The sequence below is a fragment of the Dactylosporangium sp. CA-233914 genome (genome assembly GCF_050942935.1).
GTDB lineage: Bacteria > Actinomycetota > Actinomycetes > Mycobacteriales > Micromonosporaceae > Dactylosporangium.
The window spans coordinates 3,255,248-3,269,337 of record NZ_CP192030.1; the positions used below are offsets into that span (position 1 = coordinate 3,255,248).

General features: G+C 71.9%; 15 protein-coding genes and 1 pseudogene. 5 read left to right on the top strand and 11 right to left on the bottom strand.

The window, feature by feature from the left end; translation table 11 throughout:
* Positions 1 to 201 precede the first annotated feature (201 nt).
* Positions 202 to 1,617, bottom strand: coding sequence for a glycine hydroxymethyltransferase (locus ACQPY0_RS15055; protein ID WP_432989112.1), 1,416 nt, complete (start codon positions 1,615 to 1,617; stop codon positions 202 to 204).
* Positions 1,618 to 1,822: 205 nt separating this feature from the next.
* Complete coding sequence (locus ACQPY0_RS15060) at positions 1,823 to 2,581, bottom strand: endonuclease/exonuclease/phosphatase family protein (RefSeq protein WP_432989114.1); 759 nt, start codon at positions 2,579 to 2,581, stop codon at positions 1,823 to 1,825.
* 94 nt (positions 2,582 to 2,675) lie between these two features.
* On the opposite strand from ACQPY0_RS15060, the gene ACQPY0_RS15065 reads away from it, so the two are divergent.
* A complete protein-coding gene (locus ACQPY0_RS15065) occupies positions 2,676 to 3,014 on the top strand; it encodes an MmcQ/YjbR family DNA-binding protein (RefSeq protein WP_432989117.1) in 339 nt (112 codons plus the stop codon).
* A gap of 82 nt (positions 3,015 to 3,096) precedes the next feature.
* Positions 3,097 to 3,582, top strand: coding sequence for a hypothetical protein (locus ACQPY0_RS15070; protein WP_432989119.1), 486 nt, complete (start codon positions 3,097 to 3,099; stop codon positions 3,580 to 3,582).
* A 21-nt stretch (positions 3,583 to 3,603) separates the two neighbouring features.
* Here the strand turns inward: ACQPY0_RS15070 and ACQPY0_RS15075 are convergent, their stop codons facing one another.
* The 4 genes from ACQPY0_RS15075 to ACQPY0_RS15090 all read right to left on the bottom strand — a co-directional run bounded on the left by ACQPY0_RS15075 (position 3,604) and on the right by ACQPY0_RS15090 (position 6,170).
* The gene (locus tag ACQPY0_RS15075) at positions 3,604 to 4,095 is read right to left on the bottom strand and encodes an SRPBCC family protein (RefSeq protein WP_432989121.1); all 492 of its coding nucleotides are present in this window, start codon (positions 4,093 to 4,095) and stop codon (positions 3,604 to 3,606) included.
* A complete protein-coding gene (locus ACQPY0_RS15080) occupies positions 4,092 to 4,451 on the bottom strand; it encodes an ArsR/SmtB family transcription factor (protein ID WP_432989123.1) in 360 nt (119 codons plus the stop codon). Before ACQPY0_RS15080 ends, ACQPY0_RS15075 begins: the two co-directional genes overlap by 4 nt.
* Before the next feature lie 61 nt (positions 4,452 to 4,512).
* The gene (locus tag ACQPY0_RS15085) at positions 4,513 to 5,526 is read right to left on the bottom strand and encodes a HEAT repeat domain-containing protein (protein WP_432989125.1); all 1,014 of its coding nucleotides are present in this window, start codon (positions 5,524 to 5,526) and stop codon (positions 4,513 to 4,515) included.
* On the bottom strand, positions 5,520 to 6,170 hold the full coding sequence (locus tag ACQPY0_RS15090; protein WP_432989127.1) for a HEAT repeat domain-containing protein: 651 nt from the start codon (positions 6,168 to 6,170) through the stop codon (positions 5,520 to 5,522). Before ACQPY0_RS15090 ends, ACQPY0_RS15085 begins: the two co-directional genes overlap by 7 nt.
* A gap of 235 nt (positions 6,171 to 6,405) precedes the next feature.
* Here ACQPY0_RS15090 and ACQPY0_RS15095 point away from each other — a divergent pair, with 235 nt between their 5' ends.
* Entirely contained in the window at positions 6,406 to 7,866 is a 1,461-nt protein-coding gene (locus tag ACQPY0_RS15095) for a M1 family metallopeptidase (RefSeq protein WP_432989129.1), read from the top strand.
* Between the two features lie 20 nt (positions 7,867 to 7,886).
* Here ACQPY0_RS15095 and ACQPY0_RS15100 read toward each other — a convergent pair whose 3' ends face one another.
* The 3 genes from ACQPY0_RS15100 to ACQPY0_RS15110 are packed head-to-tail and all read right to left on the bottom strand — an operon-like array spanning position 7,887 to position 9,726.
* Positions 7,887 to 8,162: an ArsR/SmtB family transcription factor gene (locus ACQPY0_RS15100; RefSeq protein WP_432989131.1), complete on the bottom strand. Its 276-nt coding sequence runs from the start codon at positions 8,160 to 8,162 to the stop codon at positions 7,887 to 7,889.
* Positions 8,159 to 8,545 (bottom strand): VOC family protein, encoded by a 387-nt coding sequence (locus ACQPY0_RS15105; RefSeq protein WP_432989133.1) that lies wholly within the window; start codon positions 8,543 to 8,545, stop codon positions 8,159 to 8,161. The genes ACQPY0_RS15100 and ACQPY0_RS15105 overlap by 4 nt, the downstream gene beginning before the upstream one ends.
* Before the next feature lie 41 nt (positions 8,546 to 8,586).
* Positions 8,587 to 9,726 (bottom strand): molybdopterin molybdotransferase MoeA, encoded by a 1,140-nt coding sequence (locus ACQPY0_RS15110; protein ID WP_432989135.1) that lies wholly within the window; start codon positions 9,724 to 9,726, stop codon positions 8,587 to 8,589.
* A gap of 185 nt (positions 9,727 to 9,911) precedes the next feature.
* Here ACQPY0_RS15110 and ACQPY0_RS15115 point away from each other — a divergent pair, with 185 nt between their 5' ends.
* Positions 9,912 to 10,526, top strand: coding sequence for a hypothetical protein (locus ACQPY0_RS15115; protein ID WP_432989137.1), 615 nt, complete (start codon positions 9,912 to 9,914; stop codon positions 10,524 to 10,526).
* A gap of 53 nt (positions 10,527 to 10,579) precedes the next feature.
* On the opposite strand, the gene ACQPY0_RS15120 is transcribed toward ACQPY0_RS15115, so the two are convergent.
* Positions 10,580 to 10,828 carry a hypothetical protein gene (locus ACQPY0_RS15120; protein ID WP_432989139.1) on the bottom strand — a complete coding sequence of 83 codons (249 nt, stop codon included), beginning with the start codon at positions 10,826 to 10,828 and terminating at the stop codon, positions 10,580 to 10,582.
* 208 nt (positions 10,829 to 11,036) lie between these two features.
* On the opposite strand from ACQPY0_RS15120, the pseudogene ACQPY0_RS15125 reads away from it, so the two are divergent.
* Positions 11,037 to 12,651 (top strand): annotated as a pseudogene (locus ACQPY0_RS15125) (2-isopropylmalate synthase).
* On the opposite strand, the gene ACQPY0_RS15130 reads toward ACQPY0_RS15125, so the two are convergent.
* Positions 12,632 to 13,987, bottom strand: a complete 1,356-nt coding sequence (locus tag ACQPY0_RS15130; RefSeq protein WP_432989141.1) for a cellulose binding domain-containing protein — start codon at positions 13,985 to 13,987, stop codon at positions 12,632 to 12,634. The pseudogene ACQPY0_RS15125 and the gene ACQPY0_RS15130 overlap by 20 nt on opposite strands.
* Between the last annotated feature and the right edge of the window lie 103 nt (positions 13,988 to 14,090).

The window sequence follows — 14,090 nt, forward strand, 5'->3', positions numbered from 1 at the left end:
GGCAGACTCGGTAGCTGGTAGCCGCGGGGCAGACCGCGACGAATGCGTCGATCCGGGACGCCGGCCTTCGCGGCGGCACCGGATGAGCGGGCGTCATCGTCCGAACCGGTAGCGTCGCATTGATCCGGCGGAATGCGCTCGGGTGGGGTACCGCAGAAAGAAACCGGCGCCGGGAACGCCCCGGCGCCGGATCTTGAACGCTCAGCCCAGGTCGACGCTGGGGTAGAGCGGGAACGGGGCGAGCAGTTCGGTCGACTGCTTGCTGATGCTGTCGGCGAGGGCGGGGTCGAGGATGTACTTCGCCTTCGAGCCCTCGGCCGGGGAGGTGCCGGCCAGCACGGTGTGGATCAACTCGGCGATCTGGTCCATCTCGGCGATGCCCAGGCCGCGGCTGGTCAGGGCCGGCGTGCCGACGCGGATGCCGGAGGTGTACCAGGCGCCGTTCGGGTCGTTGGGCACCGCGTTGCGGTTGGTGACCACGCCGGAGTCGAGCAGCGCCTGCTCGGCCTGGCGGCCGGTGAGGCCGAACGGGTGGACGTCGATGAGCACCAGGTGGTTTTCGGTGCCGCCGGAGACCAGCTTGACGCCGCGGGAGAGCAGGCCCTCGGCGAGCGCCTGGGCGTTGGCGACGATCTGCTGCGCGTAGGTGGCGAACTCCGGGCGCCGCGCCTCGGCGAACGCGATGGCCTTGGCGGCCATGACGTGCGACAGCGGGCCGCCGAGGACCATCGGGCAGCCGCGGTCGACCTGGTCGGCGAGCTCCGGCTGGGCCAGCACGGCGCCGCCGCGCGGGCCGCGGAGGCTCTTGTGCGTGGTCGTGGTGACGATGTGGGCGTGCGGGACCGGGTCGAAGTCGCCGGTGAAGACCTTGCCGGCGACGAGGCCGGCGAAGTGCGCCATGTCGACCATGAGGGTGGCGCCGACCTCGTCGGCGATCTCGCGCAGGGTGGCGAAGTTGACCTTCCGCGGGTACGCCGAGTAGCCGCCGACGATGACGAGGGGCTTGAACTCGCGCGCCGTGTCGCGCAGGGCGGCATAGTCGATCTGCCCGGTGGCCGGGTCGACGCCGTAGCTGCGCTGGTCGAACATCTTGCCGGAGATGTTGGGGCGGAAGCCGTGGGTGAGGTGGCCGCCGGCGTCGAGCGACATGCCCAGCATCCGCTGGTTGCCGAACGCGGCGCGCAGTTCGGCCCATTCGGCGTCGGTGAGGTCGTTGACCTGCCGCTTGCCGAACTTCGCCAGGTGCGGCACCTCGACCCGGTCGGCCAGGATCGCCCAGTATGCGACGAGATTGGCGTCGATGCCCGAGTGCGGCTGCACGTAGGCGTACGGCGCGCCGAAGAGCGCCTTGGCGTGCTCGACGGCGACGGCCTCGACGGTGTCGACGTTCTGGCAGCCGGCGTAGAAGCGGCGGCCGATTGTGCCCTCGGCGTACTTGTCCGACAGCCAGTTGCCCATGGCCAGCAGTACCGCGGGCGAGGCGTAGTTCTCACTCGCGATCAGCTTCAGCGACTCTCGCTGGTCGGTCAGCTCCTTCGCGATCGCGTCGGCGATCCGCGGCTCAACGGCGCGGACGGCCTCCAGCGCGGCGCGGAAAGCAGTCGATTCGGCGTTCATGTGTCTCCCGGTCCGGGCCGGGCGACGGCTCCCAGGAGGTGCGGCCCGGCGCATGGTCGCCACCGTGGCGGTCCGCCCCATGGTACCGACCCTGGCCCCGGACACTTTCGGGCGTTCGGCCCCCGGACGTCCCACGTTCGGCCCACACCGCGCTGCGACCTGCAGGAAGGCCAGCAGCTGCCTGGCGGTCGAAGCGTGACCTAGGTCAAATCGTCAGCTCGGCGGCCACCCCGTAGTGGTCGGACAGGTACACCCTGCGACCGCCGGCGACGGTGACCGTCTCGTCGGTGAGGACCAGCTCGCAGCTGGCGTGGATGCCGGGGCGGACCAGGACGTGGTCGAACGCGGGCGGGTCCGGCCAGCCGGGGGTCGGGCGGTACGTGGGGCGCGGGTCGCCGGCCATCGCGTCGTGCAGTCCCGCGGTGGCGCAGAACTCGGCCAGGGCGGCCGAGTCGCGGGGGAGGTTGAAGTCGCCGGTGACCACCGCGGGTACACCCGGCTCCAGTGCGGCCAGGGCGGCGCCGAGCGCGAGCAGCTCAGCCCGGGCGACCGCGGTCCAGCGGTTGTGCGCCGACCAGTCGTCGTCGCGGTTGGCCGACAGATGTGTGTTGACCACCGCGAGCGGGCCGGCCGCGGTGTGCAGCACGGCGACCTGGGCGCCCTTGCGCATGAGCAGCTCGGGGCGCAGCGGCCGGGTGTAGGGGAACCGGACGAACCGCCGCCGGGCGATGGGCCGGCGCGACAGGATCACCAGGCCGCCCTTGACCAGGGTGCTTCCGGTGTACTGCGTGTGCGCGAACGACGGCGCCAGCCGCGCCAGCAGCCTCGCGACGCCGGGCGCCATGACCTCCTGCAGGCACACGACGTCGTAGTCGGAGTCCTCCAGCAGGGCCCCGAGCGCCGCCATGCGCGGGCGCACGTCGCCCTTGAACAGCGCATTGAAGGTGAGCAGGCGCAGGTTCATAACCGACTCCCTCGCACACGCCTACGATATCGAGTGCGATCAACCGGCCGCTGCTGTACCCCCCCGTCTGCATGCGGGCCGCTAATCTTGGGCAATGGCCGACGCCGACGATGTGCGCCGTATCGCGCTCGCGCTGCCGGATGTGGTCGAGATCGACAGTGACGGCTTCGACTTCCGCGTGGCGAACAAGGGCTTCGTATGGTCGTATCCGCAGCGCGAACCCGGCCGGAAGCGCGTGATCCGCACCGACATCGCGGTGTTGTACGTCGGCGACGAGGCCGAGAAGCAGGCCCTGCTGCTGGGCGAGCCCGAGCACTTCTTCACCACGCCCGCGTACGACGGCCTGCCCCTGGTCATGCTCCGCCTGGATACGCTCGACGCGGCCCGCCTGGAGGAGCTCATCAGCGACGCCTGGGACATGCGCCGGGCATGACACCTTCGTCGCCGCGGTGCCGGCGCGGTGGTGGCATGAATCGGGGAGTCCGTTCCGCCCTGGTCAGGCCAGGCTTGGGGGCATGGCGTACGCATACCAGCCCCAGCAGGCGTGGCACCCCTACCCGGTGCGCACCACGGCCCCGATCTCCCTGCACGTCGTGGCCATCTTCCAGTACCTGGGCGGCCTGCTCCTGCTCGGCTCGGCCGCGCTGCTCGCCCTCGCCCTGGCCCGGGTCGCCCCGGACTGGGACTATCGCGTCGGCAACGACGTGTTCACCACGCGCCCCGAAATGATCACCACCGCGACGTACGCGATCATCGGCACCCTGGCGCTCGGCGGCCTCGTCGCGATGGTGCTGGGCCGTAAGCTCCAGCGCGGCCGCAACTGGGTCCGCATCCTGCTCACCCTGCTCAACGGCCTCAGCGTGGCCGGCGGCGTCTGGCAGGGCTACACCACCGGCGCCCCGTACCTCGCGACCCTCATGTCGGTGGCGTTCCCGCTGCTGTTCCTGATCCTGCTCAACACCCGCGCCGCCCGCAGCTGGTGCCGCCATCGCACCTACTGAGGATCAGCGGGCCGCCCCATCTCAGACGAGCGCTTCGAAGTACGCCTTCATGGCCGGATAGTAGTCGTCGAAGCTCTTCGCCGGGGAGCCGTCGCGGGCCGCGACGAGCAGGTCGAGGTAGTACTCCCAGCCGGGCCCGATCTGTCCGGCACCGCCGGCGTCGGCCAGGTGATGGACGAACCGCAGCTCGGTGATCCCGCCGTCGTGGCTCAGGAGGAGCTCGAGCCGCCAGGCCCCGGCCTCGTCGGTCGCCGACAGGGCCAGCCGTCGCGGCGGGTCGCAGGCGTCGATACGCAGATCCATCCAGGGCGCGCCCTCCTCCTGGATCATCCGCACCCGGATGGTCTTCCCGGGCCCGGCGTCGCCCTCCCAGGGCCCGAACCACCGCGCGCTGCGCTCGGACTCCGTGACACTCGCCCAGACGTCCTCGATGTCGGCCTTGAACGTGCGCGTCAGCACCAGGTCGTATCCGTCGGCGGTCCGGACCAGCTGTCCAGTCGGGTTGCCAATCATGCGATGTTCTCCTGCCGGTCGCTCGTGTTGTTCCTGCGGTCGCGGCGCGCGCGGTGGACCTCGGTCTCGAGCGCGTCGAGCCGCCGCTGCCAGGCGGTGCCGCGAGCGGTCAGCCGGGCGATCCAGTCGCCGAGCTCGGCGAGGGCGCCGGCGTCGAGCTCGTAGTGCCGCTCCCGCCCGACGACGGTGTCCCGGACCAGCCCGCACTCCCGCAGCACGCGCAGGTGGCGGCTGACCGCGGGCCGGCTGATCGGAAACGCCTCGGCGATCCGCCCGGCCGGCAGCGGCCGCACACTGAGCGCCTCCAGAATCCGCCGCCGCACGGGATCGGCCACGGCCGCGGCCACGTCGTCCACGCCGGAAAGCGTAACTGATGTGTTACGCGTTTGCCAGCGTGTACGGCCATCGAGCACCGGCTCAGCCTTGACCGCGGGCTTGGAGCACGTTCACGAGTGCCGAGGCGATGAGGGCCACGGGCCGGTCATCGTCGTGGGCCAGTCGCCGCAGGGTGTTCAGTGCGATCGTCCCCGGCAGCTCCGCGAGCGCCTGGGTCAGTCGCATTCGCACCGCCGAGTCCCCGGTGTGGGCGGCTAGCTCGCCGACCAGCGCGCTCATGATCCGGTCGGCCCACTCCGCGTCCCGCGCCAGCGTTCCCAGGACCTCGGCGGCCTCGACGTCGTTCGGGCCCTCGACCACCATCCCGAGCAGCGTCGGCACGGCTCGGGTCTCGCCGCGTGCGCCCAGAGCGAGAGCGGCATGCCGGCGGATCGTCGTGTCGGCGTCTGCGAGCGCATCCGTGAGCACCGCGGCCGCCTCGTCGCCGGGCAGCTCGGTGAGCGCCAGGACCGCGCGCCGCCGGACGTCGGCGTCGTCGGAGGCCAAGCCGGATGCCAGGCCCGCCACACCGTCACCGCCGGCCCGCGCGAGGGCCCACCGCAGGGCCCCGGCGACGTTCGGGTCGGATTCGGTGAGGACCGCCCTGGCCAGCAGTTCGGCGGGGACCGACGCGGGCTCGGCCGGGGCCAGGACAGCCTGCTGCCGCCGCGCGGCACTGGGCGAAGCCAGTCCGTGCAGGAGCTCGACGATGCGCGCGACGTCCGGCCAGCCGGCGGGTTCGGCCGCATCGACCGCACGGAGCCGATCGAGGAGCTCCTGCTCCCGGTTCAGTCGTTCCGCGGTCTCCCGGATGAGGTCGCCGACCAGCGCGGACGGGGTGAATCCGGGGTCATCGAGCGTGCGGGCGATCTGACGCAGCGACATGCCCAGGGACTTGAGACCCTCCACGTAGAAGATCCGCCGGATGTCCTCGGCGGTGTACTCCCGGTAGCCACCCACGGTGCGGCCGGTCGGGCGCACCAGCCCGAGGGACTCGTAGTGCCTGAGCATCCGGGCGCTCACCCCCGAGCGGCGCGCCACCTCACCGATCAGCACGCAGTGCTCTCCTGCCGGTCCGGACCGAGCGCGACGACCCGTCTGGCTGCCTCGACGGCGAGGTCGAAGCCGGCATCCGGGTCGAGCAGGAGCCGCTGCGTGGCGCCAGCATGGGCACGCACCGCCGGGTCGTGATGTGTCATCGCCGTGTGCAGGACCGGCTCGACCACGTCGCCGAGCGCGATGAGGGCCCGGCTCAGGCTCAGCCGTACCTCCCGGTCACCGCGGCCGAACTGCGTGGCCAGTTCCGCGGCCAGCGCTTCCTTCTCCTCGTCGGGCACGAGCACGACGGCGGCGCGCCACGCGGTCCGCGCGACCTCGTCGTCGGCGTCGTGCAGCAACGACCGCGTGATCGCGGGCCACGCGTCGCGGTCCCCGATCTTGGACAGGGTGTGCAACGCCTGGCTACGCGCCTGGGCACGCCCGGAACGCAGCTCCGCCCGCAGCTTCGCAACCGTGATGTCCGGCGGGAGCCGGGTCAGCGCCCACGTGAGCATGTCACGCACGAAAAAGTCCGGCTCGATCCCGCACCGCGCCACGAGGACGTCGACGAAACCGGGCTCGGGATGCGTGCCGATCGCCAGGGCCGCCTTCAGCCGCACCGACGAGTTCCCGGCCGCCAGGGCGTCGATCACCGAGTTCATGCGGACCACCTCCGGCAACCCAGTCAAGACCCTGTCACAGTGACAATGTCAAGGGTCTGCCGGCGTCCACCTGGCCCGACGTGTTCGCGGCAGAGATCGACGCGGTATTCAACCGGCCGGACGGTTCGGCCACGGTATCGATCGTGCAGACTTTCCCGGTCCGGAACGGCATGATCACCCACCTGAGGGATTATTGGGCATCCTGGTGATCGCCGTGCCGGTAACCTTCGACGCCGTGCGTCGAACCTGGCTCCCCATAGCGCTGTGCGCCGTCCTGCTGACCGGCGCCTGCACCGGCGACAAGCCGGCGCCCACGACCGGCCCGACCACGGCGCCGAGCGCCTCGGCGGGCCCGTCCAGTCCGTCCTTCGAGCAGTACTCGGCGGGCCGGTCCGTGCCGGTCGCCGACCCGGTCTACCCGGGCTACGGCAACCCCGGCCTCGACGTGCTCCACTACGGCCTCGACCTGGCCTGGGACCCGGGCCCGAAGACGCTCACCGGCACCGCGACGCTGCAGCTGCGCGCCGCGGCGGAGCTGAACGAGCTGAAACTCGACTTCTCCAAGGCGTACACCATCGACGCCGCGACCCTCGACGGCGCGACGGTGACCGGGACGGTCGACGGCACCAAACTGACCGTGGGCGGGAAGCTCGCCAAGGACAAGCTCGCGGAGCTCGTCGTGAAGTACCACGGCACGCCGGCCACGGTGCCGATGCCGTCGCACCGCGCCGACGCCGAGCCGCTCGGGCTCACCGTCACCGCCGACGGTGCACTGTGGACGATGCAGGAGCCGTACGGGGCCAGCACCTGGTATCCGTCCAACGATCAGCCGTCGGACAAGGCGCTGTACGACATCAACGTGACGGTGCCGGAGGGCTGGTCGGCGATCGCGAACGGCACCCCGAAGGGCCGCGACGGCAACGTGTTCCACTACACCGCCGCCACCCCGGTCGCCACGTACCTGACCACGCTCGCGGTCGGCAAGTACAAGCAGGAGACCGCGACCGGGCCCGGTAACGTGCCGATCACCTACTGGTACCGCCCCGGCGCCGACGACAAGGCGCTGCCGTACCTGCGCAAGTCCCCGCAGTACCTCGACTGGCTCGCGAAACGCTTCGGCCCGTACCCGTTCGACAGCGCCGGCGTGCTCATGGTCCCGTCCGCCTCGGGCATGGAGACCCAGCAGATGATCACCATGGGGCTGCCCGAATACGGCAGCGACGCCGCCTTCAAGACCGCCTTCGACGGTGACCTGCTGCACGAGTACGCCCACCAGTGGTTCGGCGACGCGGTCACCACCTCGAACTGGAACGACCTGTGGCTCAACGAGGGCTGGGCCGAGTACGCCCAGTTCCTCTACACCAACGAGCGCGACAAGGTGACCGCGAAGCAGTGGGAGGACTGGGCCCGCACGACCGACGCCCGGCTGCGTCAGCGCCTCGGCCCGCCCGGCAAGCCGAGGGCCGACAGCTTCGCGGAGTCCAATGTGTACATCTGCCCGGCCCTCATGCTGCACCAGATCCACAAGCAGATCGGCGACGACGCGTTCTTCTCGCTCGGCAAGGACTGGGCGGCGCAGAACCGCGGCACCGCGCAGGGTCGTGAGTCGTTCATCGCCTTTGTGAACCAGCACACCGGCAAGGACTTCACCGCGCTCATCAACACCTGGCTGGATTCGCCGACCACGCCGAAGTAGGGGCCCCTGGGGGTCGGCCGTCAGGTGTCCGGGACGGGCCAGCGGGCGGTGATCGCGCGCAGCGGGGTGAAGTCCACGTGGTGGAACTTGTAGCGGCCGCTGCGCCGGGCCGTCACCAGGCCCGCCTCGGCCAGGATGTCGAGGTGCTGGGAGATCGCCTGGCGCGACGAGGTCACGCCGTGCTTGGCGGCCAGGCGGGCACAGATCTCGAACAGCGTCTGCCCGTCCCGCTCGGCCAGCTCGTCGAGGATGGCCCGGCGGGTGGTGTCGGCGATCGCCGCGAAGACGTCGGTCACGCCAGGTTGAGCTGCCAGGACACCCCGAACCGGTCGTTGACCCAGCCGAAGCGGGTGCTGAACCCGTAGTTGTTCAGCGGCATGAGCACGCCACCGCCGTCGGCCAGGGCCTCGAACAGCCGGGTGAGCTCGGCGTCGTCGGCGCACTCGACGAACAGCGAGAGGGAGGGCGTGAACGTGAACCCGTGGCGCACGGCGCTGTCGCTGCACATCAGCCGCTGCCCGGCCGCCCGGAACACGGCGAGCTGGATCTTCCCGGCGAAGTCCCCCTCGGGGTGGCGGACCACGGAGAGCACCTCCCCGTCGTCGAACAGCGCGACGTAGGCGTTCATCGCGGCTTCGGCGTTGCCCTCGAACATCAGAAACGGACTCATCGCAGTCATGGGCTCCACGATAGGCAAGTCAGCGCTTGCATGTCCAGCGCTCACGGGAGCGCCAGCAGCCGCGCCGGTGTCCCCGACTGCCATTGCGGCGGCAGTACCGCCAGTGCGTCCGCCCTCGCCGCCGCGCGCAGCCCGCCGGGGCGGGCGCCCGGGACGATCGACGCGCGGCCGTCGGTCAGCACCACGGGCACGATCCGCACCCCGCCGGGAAAGGGCCGGGCCTCCCCGTCGACCGCTCGGGTGTCGACGGACCCGGCATCGCGCCCGGACAGCCGTCGCAGCAGCGGCTCCAGCAGGGTCAGGGCGGCGACCAGCCCCGCGTACGGGTTGCCGGGCAGGCTCACCACCCACCGCCCGTCCGGCAGCGCGGCGAGGCCCTGCGGATGGCCGGGGCGGCACGCGACGCCGTCGACGAGCCACTGCGCCCGCAGCGCCCCGAGGACCCGGTGGAGATGGTCGGCCGCGCCCCGCGAGGACGCGCCCGTCACCGCGACCACCTCGGCCCCGGCGGCGGCGAGCGCGGCGGAGAGGGCCGCGGGGTCGTCGGGGACGTGCCGGGGCGGGAGCGCCTCGGCGCCGGCGCGGGCGGCGAGCGCCGCGACGACGCCGGAGAACGCGTCGCGGACCTGGCCCGGGCCGAGTGGCCCGGTCAGAACCACCTCGTCGCCGGTGACCAGGGTCGCCACGCGCGGGCGCGGATGGACCAGGACCTCGGCGACGCCGGCCTGGGCGAGGGCGGCGGCGGCGACCGCCGTGACCGTGCGCCCGGCGGGCAGCACGAGCTCGCCGGGGGCCACGTCCTCGCCGGCGCGGCGGATGTGGTCGCGGGCCGGGGCGGCGGCGGTGACGAGATCCCCGGTGCGGGAACAGCGCTCGTACGGTACGACCGCGGTGGTTCCGGCCGGAACCACCGCACCCGTCGCGATCTCTACGGCCTCGCCCGGGGTGATCGCCGCCCGTCCGGAGCGTCCCGCGAGCACGGACGCCGTGACCCGCCAGGGTCCCGGGCCGGCGACCGCGTAGCCGTCCATCGCCGCGGCGTCGAACGCCGGCGACGGCCGCGCGGCCACCGTGCCGGCGGCGGCGACCAGGCCGGTCGCGGCGGGCAGCGGGAGGGGGACCGGGCCGAGCGGGCGGGCCGCGGTGAACGCGAGGGCGTGCGCCGAGGCCCAGGTGGTCACGGACAACGAGGGTACCGGCGGCGCGGGCAAGGGCGCGGGCGCACGCCGGCCCGGTTCAGCGTCACCGCTGTCGTTCTGGCGACATCGCCGCAGGTGAACGGCGCTGAGGGCGGCGGCGTGTCCCTGGATGTCCGGCGGCGCAAGGAAGCCGCGGGGAGCCCCGTCACCGGGAGGAGAGACACATCATGGGCATCATCAAGGGCATCGCGACCCTGGCCGCCGGCGCGCTCGCGGGCGCGGCCGTCTACGCCGGCGTCAGCACCCTCGACGGCGGGGTGGGCGTCCCCGAGTTCGACAAGGTGGGCGACTACACCTCGACGGCCAGGAACGTCGTGCGGTTCAAGCTGGCGCCCAGCAGCGACCAGCTGGCCAGGTGCATGCCGAAGGTCAAGGTCGACGTCGCGGTGGCGCTGACGACCGACGCCAAGGGCTTCGACGTGTTCGACGTCAACATGACCGGCGCCCCGCCGAACACCTCGTTCACGATCTTCCTGCTGGAGGTGCCGGCGAGCCCGTTCGGCGCCGCGGAGTACATCGGCGACGTGAACACCGACAGGAAAGGCAACGGCAAGGCCGAGCTCAAGCTCATCGTGGAGGAGGCGTTCTCCTCGACGATCGTGGGCAAGGACCGCGTCCGCAAGGAGCTCAACCACGTCGGCATGTGGTTCGCCGACCCGAAGGACGACGACTTCTGCCTCGGTGAGGGCGGCGGCCCGGTGACCCCGTTCGACGGCGACAACGAGGCCGGCGTGCAGGCGTTCAACTCGGCGCCGTCGCTGCCGAAGGCCCCGCTGCCGTAGGTCCGGCGGTTGCCGTGGCCCGGGCTTGCCGGCAAGCCCGGGCCACGGGCGTTTCAGGCGACCCAGAGGGCGTACAGGCCCGGGCCGTTCCAGCCGGCGGGGGAGATGGTCTCGCAGTAGTACGACGTCCACTGGTGGTTCTGCGCCCCGGCGTAGCCGACGCCGACGCACTGGTCGGGCCAGCCGTAGAGGCCCTGCTGCGTGTAGCCGGGCGCCCCGGCCTGCGCCGCTGCCGACCCAACGCCGACGAGCGCCAACGCAACGGTTGCGATCAATGCCGCCCTGCTGACGAATCGCTTCATGTAAGAAAGTTAACTATTACGTCCGTCGATGCGCAACGATAACTTTGCGTCAGCCGCGGGCCGGTGTGGTACGTTCCCGGCGTGACGCAGTTCGTGGCGCTGCTCCTCGGCCGCCACGGCGGGGCCTGATCCGACCGGCTCCCCGCCGTGGGGGCTGTTCGTGCTTGCGCCGGTCGACCCCTTCGACCGGCAAGGAGCCGAGACCGTCATGCCCGCCGTCACTCCACAGTGGAATCCGCAGCGCACCAGCCGCATGCCCTTCCATCGCTACCGGCCCGCCCACGAGCGGGTCGACGTACCGCTGCGCGAGCGCACCTGGCCCGCGAACCGCATCACCGCCGCGCCCCTGTGGGTCCCCGTCGACCTGCGCGACGGCAACCAGGCCCTGGCCGAGCCCATGGACGCCGAGCGCAAGCTGCGCGGCTTCCGGCTCATGGTCTCCATGGGTTTCAAGGAGATCGAGGTCGGCTACCCCTCCGCCAGCGGCCTGGACTTCGACTTCGTCCGGCTGCTCGTCAAGGAGGACCTGGTCCCCGACGACGTCACCGTGGTCGTCTTCACCGCCGCCCGCGACGACCTGATCGCCCGCACCGCGGAGGCCATCGACGGCCTCGACAAGGCGGTCGTGCACATGTATGAGCCAACGCCCAGCCTGGCTCGGTGGAGCTTCGCGGGAACCGACCCAGGCCAGGCGCGCACCCATGTGGCGCGACGTCGTCCTGCGCCAGGACCGCGCCGGGCTGAAGCGTCTCATCACGGGCGCGGCGGAGCGCGTGCTGCACCACACCGACCGGCTCACCGCGACGCGCACCCGGTTCGAGTTCAGCCCCGAGGTGTTCAACCTGACCGAGCCCGAGTACGTCCTGGACGTGTGCAACGCCGTCACCGGAGTGTGGGACGCCTCGCCGCAGCGGCCGGTCATCCACAACCTGCCGGCGACCGTCGAGGTCGCCACCCCCAACGTGTACGCCGACCAGATCGAGTGGATGGGCCGGCACCTCGACCGCCGCGAGAACGTCATCCTGTCGATCCACCCGTACAACGACCGCGGCACCGGCGTCGCCTGCGCGGAGCTGGCGATGCTGGCCGGGGCCCAGCGGGTCGAGGGCTGCCTGTTCGGCAACGGTGAGCGCACCGGCAACGTCGACCTCGTCACCCTGGCGCTGAACCTGTACACCCAGGGCGTCGACCCGATGCTGGACTTCTCCGACATCGACGAGGTGCGGCGCACCGTCGAGCACTACAACCGCATGGCCGTGCCGCCCCGCCACCCCTACGGCGGCGACCTCGTCTACACCGCGTTCTCCGGCACCCACCAGGACGCCATCGCCAAGGCCCTGGCCGCCCGGTCCCCGCACGAGCGCTACTGGGAGGTCCCGTACCTGCCGATCGACCCGGCCGACCTGGGCCGCTCCTACGAGGCGCTGATCCGGGTCAACAGCCAGTCCGGCAAGGGCGGCGCGGCCTACCTGCTGCGGACCGTGCACGGGCTGCGGCTGCCGAACGAGCTGCGGGCCGAGGTCGGGGCGGTGGTCCAGCGGGCCAGCGAGACGACCGCGGCCGGCGGAGAGCTGTCCGCCGACGCGCTGTGGGAGCTCTTCCGCGCCGAGTTCATGCGCCCCGGGGACCCGGACGCCTCGGCGGTGCTGCACGAGGAGCACCACGCGATCGAGGGGCGGCCCGGGATGGTCGCGGCCTACGCGAAGTGCCGCGGGGACGGCTGGACCGCGTGGGGAGCCGGGATCGCCGGCTCCCCGGAGACGGCCCTGGCCGCCGCGGTAGCGGCCGCGGCGGCGAGGGGGATCAGCGGGCGGAACAGCTGACGTTCGTCGGGGGCTGGTTGGGGCCGTTGAAGACCAGCCCCCAGCTGGTACTCGCGTTGGCCCCGACGGTGCCGTTGTAGGACGCGTTCGCCGCGGTGACGTTCTGGCCCGACTGCGTGACGACGGCGTTCCAGGAGCTGGCGATCGTCACGCCGCTGGGCAGCGTGAAGCGCACCGTCCAGCCCGTCGTCGGCGCCGTGCCGGTGTTGGTCACCTTCACCTCGGCCTGGCCGCCGCCCGACCACGAACCGGTCGTGGTCCAGGTGGCGGTGCAGCCGCCGGCGGGGGCCGGCGAGGAGGAGGCCGACCGGGACGGCGAGGCCGAGGCCGAGGGCGACGCCGAGGCGGACACCGACGGTGACGGGCCCGTGGACGTGCTCGTCGTGGTGTAGGTGACCTGGGTGTAGGGCTGGCCGCACTGCGACGAGCACGCCGCCGGCAGCGAGAAGGAGTACTCGCGGCCGCCGAAGATGAGCTGGTCGGCGGAGTCGCGGACCCGGATGCGGAAGTCGGTGCCGCCGGACGTGGTGCCGCCGATGATGTACGACTGGCCCATGTCGCCGTTCATCGCCGCGGCCGTCCAGGTGCCGCCCGTGTAGTACTCCACGCCGTGGATGCCGTTGGGCAGCTTCGACGCGGCGATCGCCGGCCACCAGCGCTGCGCCCCGTTCAGGAACCCGATCTTGATGTCGCCGGTGTAGGACGGGGCCGGGATGAACTGCCAGGAGACGTGGCGGTTGTTCCAGTGCGACGGGTAGAGGTCCGTCATCGGCGCGCCGTTCTTCACGAACCGGTTCAGCGAGTCCTTCGACAGGTCCAGGTGGTACTTGTCGTCGCGGCACCAGGCGTTGGAGTCCCCGCAGCTGTCCGCGACGATCATGTCGAGGGTGCCGTCGTTGTACGTGTCCGTCGTCCACGCCCCGCTGCGGCAGAACGCCTGCCCGAGCGCGCCGTCGTTGACGCCGGTGCAGTAGTCGCCGATCTTCACCCGGACCCAGCGGCCGCAGTTGTGGCCGTTGTTCCAGATGCCCATCTTGGCCGCGTCGGCCGAGGACAGCGGGCGCGGGTAAAAGGTGCCGTCGCCCGGGGTGTCGAAGACGTTGAGCGCGACGAAGTTCTGTGTCTCGAGCTCCGCCTGGGGCAGCCCGCAGCCGCCGTAGGGCGAGCCGAGCCCGTCGAAGTACGTGGCGTTGCCCGTCACCGGCGTCGTCGGCTCGGGCACCGTGGCCCGGGCGGAGGGCTGCAGGGCCAGCACGATGAGGGCGGCGCCAGCCGCGGCGATGGCCGGGACGGCCAGCCGGGCCCACCAGATTCCACGATGCACGCGTGTGCTCATAGCAGGAAACGTCGGCGGCGGCCGCCCGGGGCGTCAACCTCACGCGCCCCGGGACGGCCGCCACCTGCGGTCACCCGCGAAAGTTGCATGCCCGAACTACTGC

Coding starts and splice junctions, on each gene's coding strand:
- ACQPY0_RS15055 (WP_432989112.1), bottom strand. CDS start 1,617: ATGAACGCCGAATCGACTGCTTTCCGCGCCGCGCTGGAGGCCGTCCGC.
- ACQPY0_RS15060 (WP_432989114.1), bottom strand. CDS start 2,581: ATGAACCTGCGCCTGCTCACCTTCAATGCGCTGTTCAAGGGCGACGTG.
- ACQPY0_RS15065 (WP_432989117.1), top strand. CDS start 2,676: ATGGCCGACGCCGACGATGTGCGCCGTATCGCGCTCGCGCTGCCGGAT.
- ACQPY0_RS15070 (WP_432989119.1), top strand. CDS start 3,097: ATGGCGTACGCATACCAGCCCCAGCAGGCGTGGCACCCCTACCCGGTG.
- ACQPY0_RS15075 (WP_432989121.1), bottom strand. CDS start 4,095: ATGATTGGCAACCCGACTGGACAGCTGGTCCGGACCGCCGACGGATAC.
- ACQPY0_RS15090 (WP_432989127.1), bottom strand. CDS start 6,170: ATGAACTCGGTGATCGACGCCCTGGCGGCCGGGAACTCGTCGGTGCGG.
- ACQPY0_RS15105 (WP_432989133.1), bottom strand. CDS start 8,545: ATGACTGCGATGAGTCCGTTTCTGATGTTCGAGGGCAACGCCGAAGCC.
- ACQPY0_RS15115 (WP_432989137.1), top strand. CDS start 9,912: ATGGGCATCATCAAGGGCATCGCGACCCTGGCCGCCGGCGCGCTCGCG.
- ACQPY0_RS15120 (WP_432989139.1), bottom strand. CDS start 10,828: ATGAAGCGATTCGTCAGCAGGGCGGCATTGATCGCAACCGTTGCGTTG.
- ACQPY0_RS15130 (WP_432989141.1), bottom strand. CDS start 13,987: ATGAGCACACGCGTGCATCGTGGAATCTGGTGGGCCCGGCTGGCCGTC.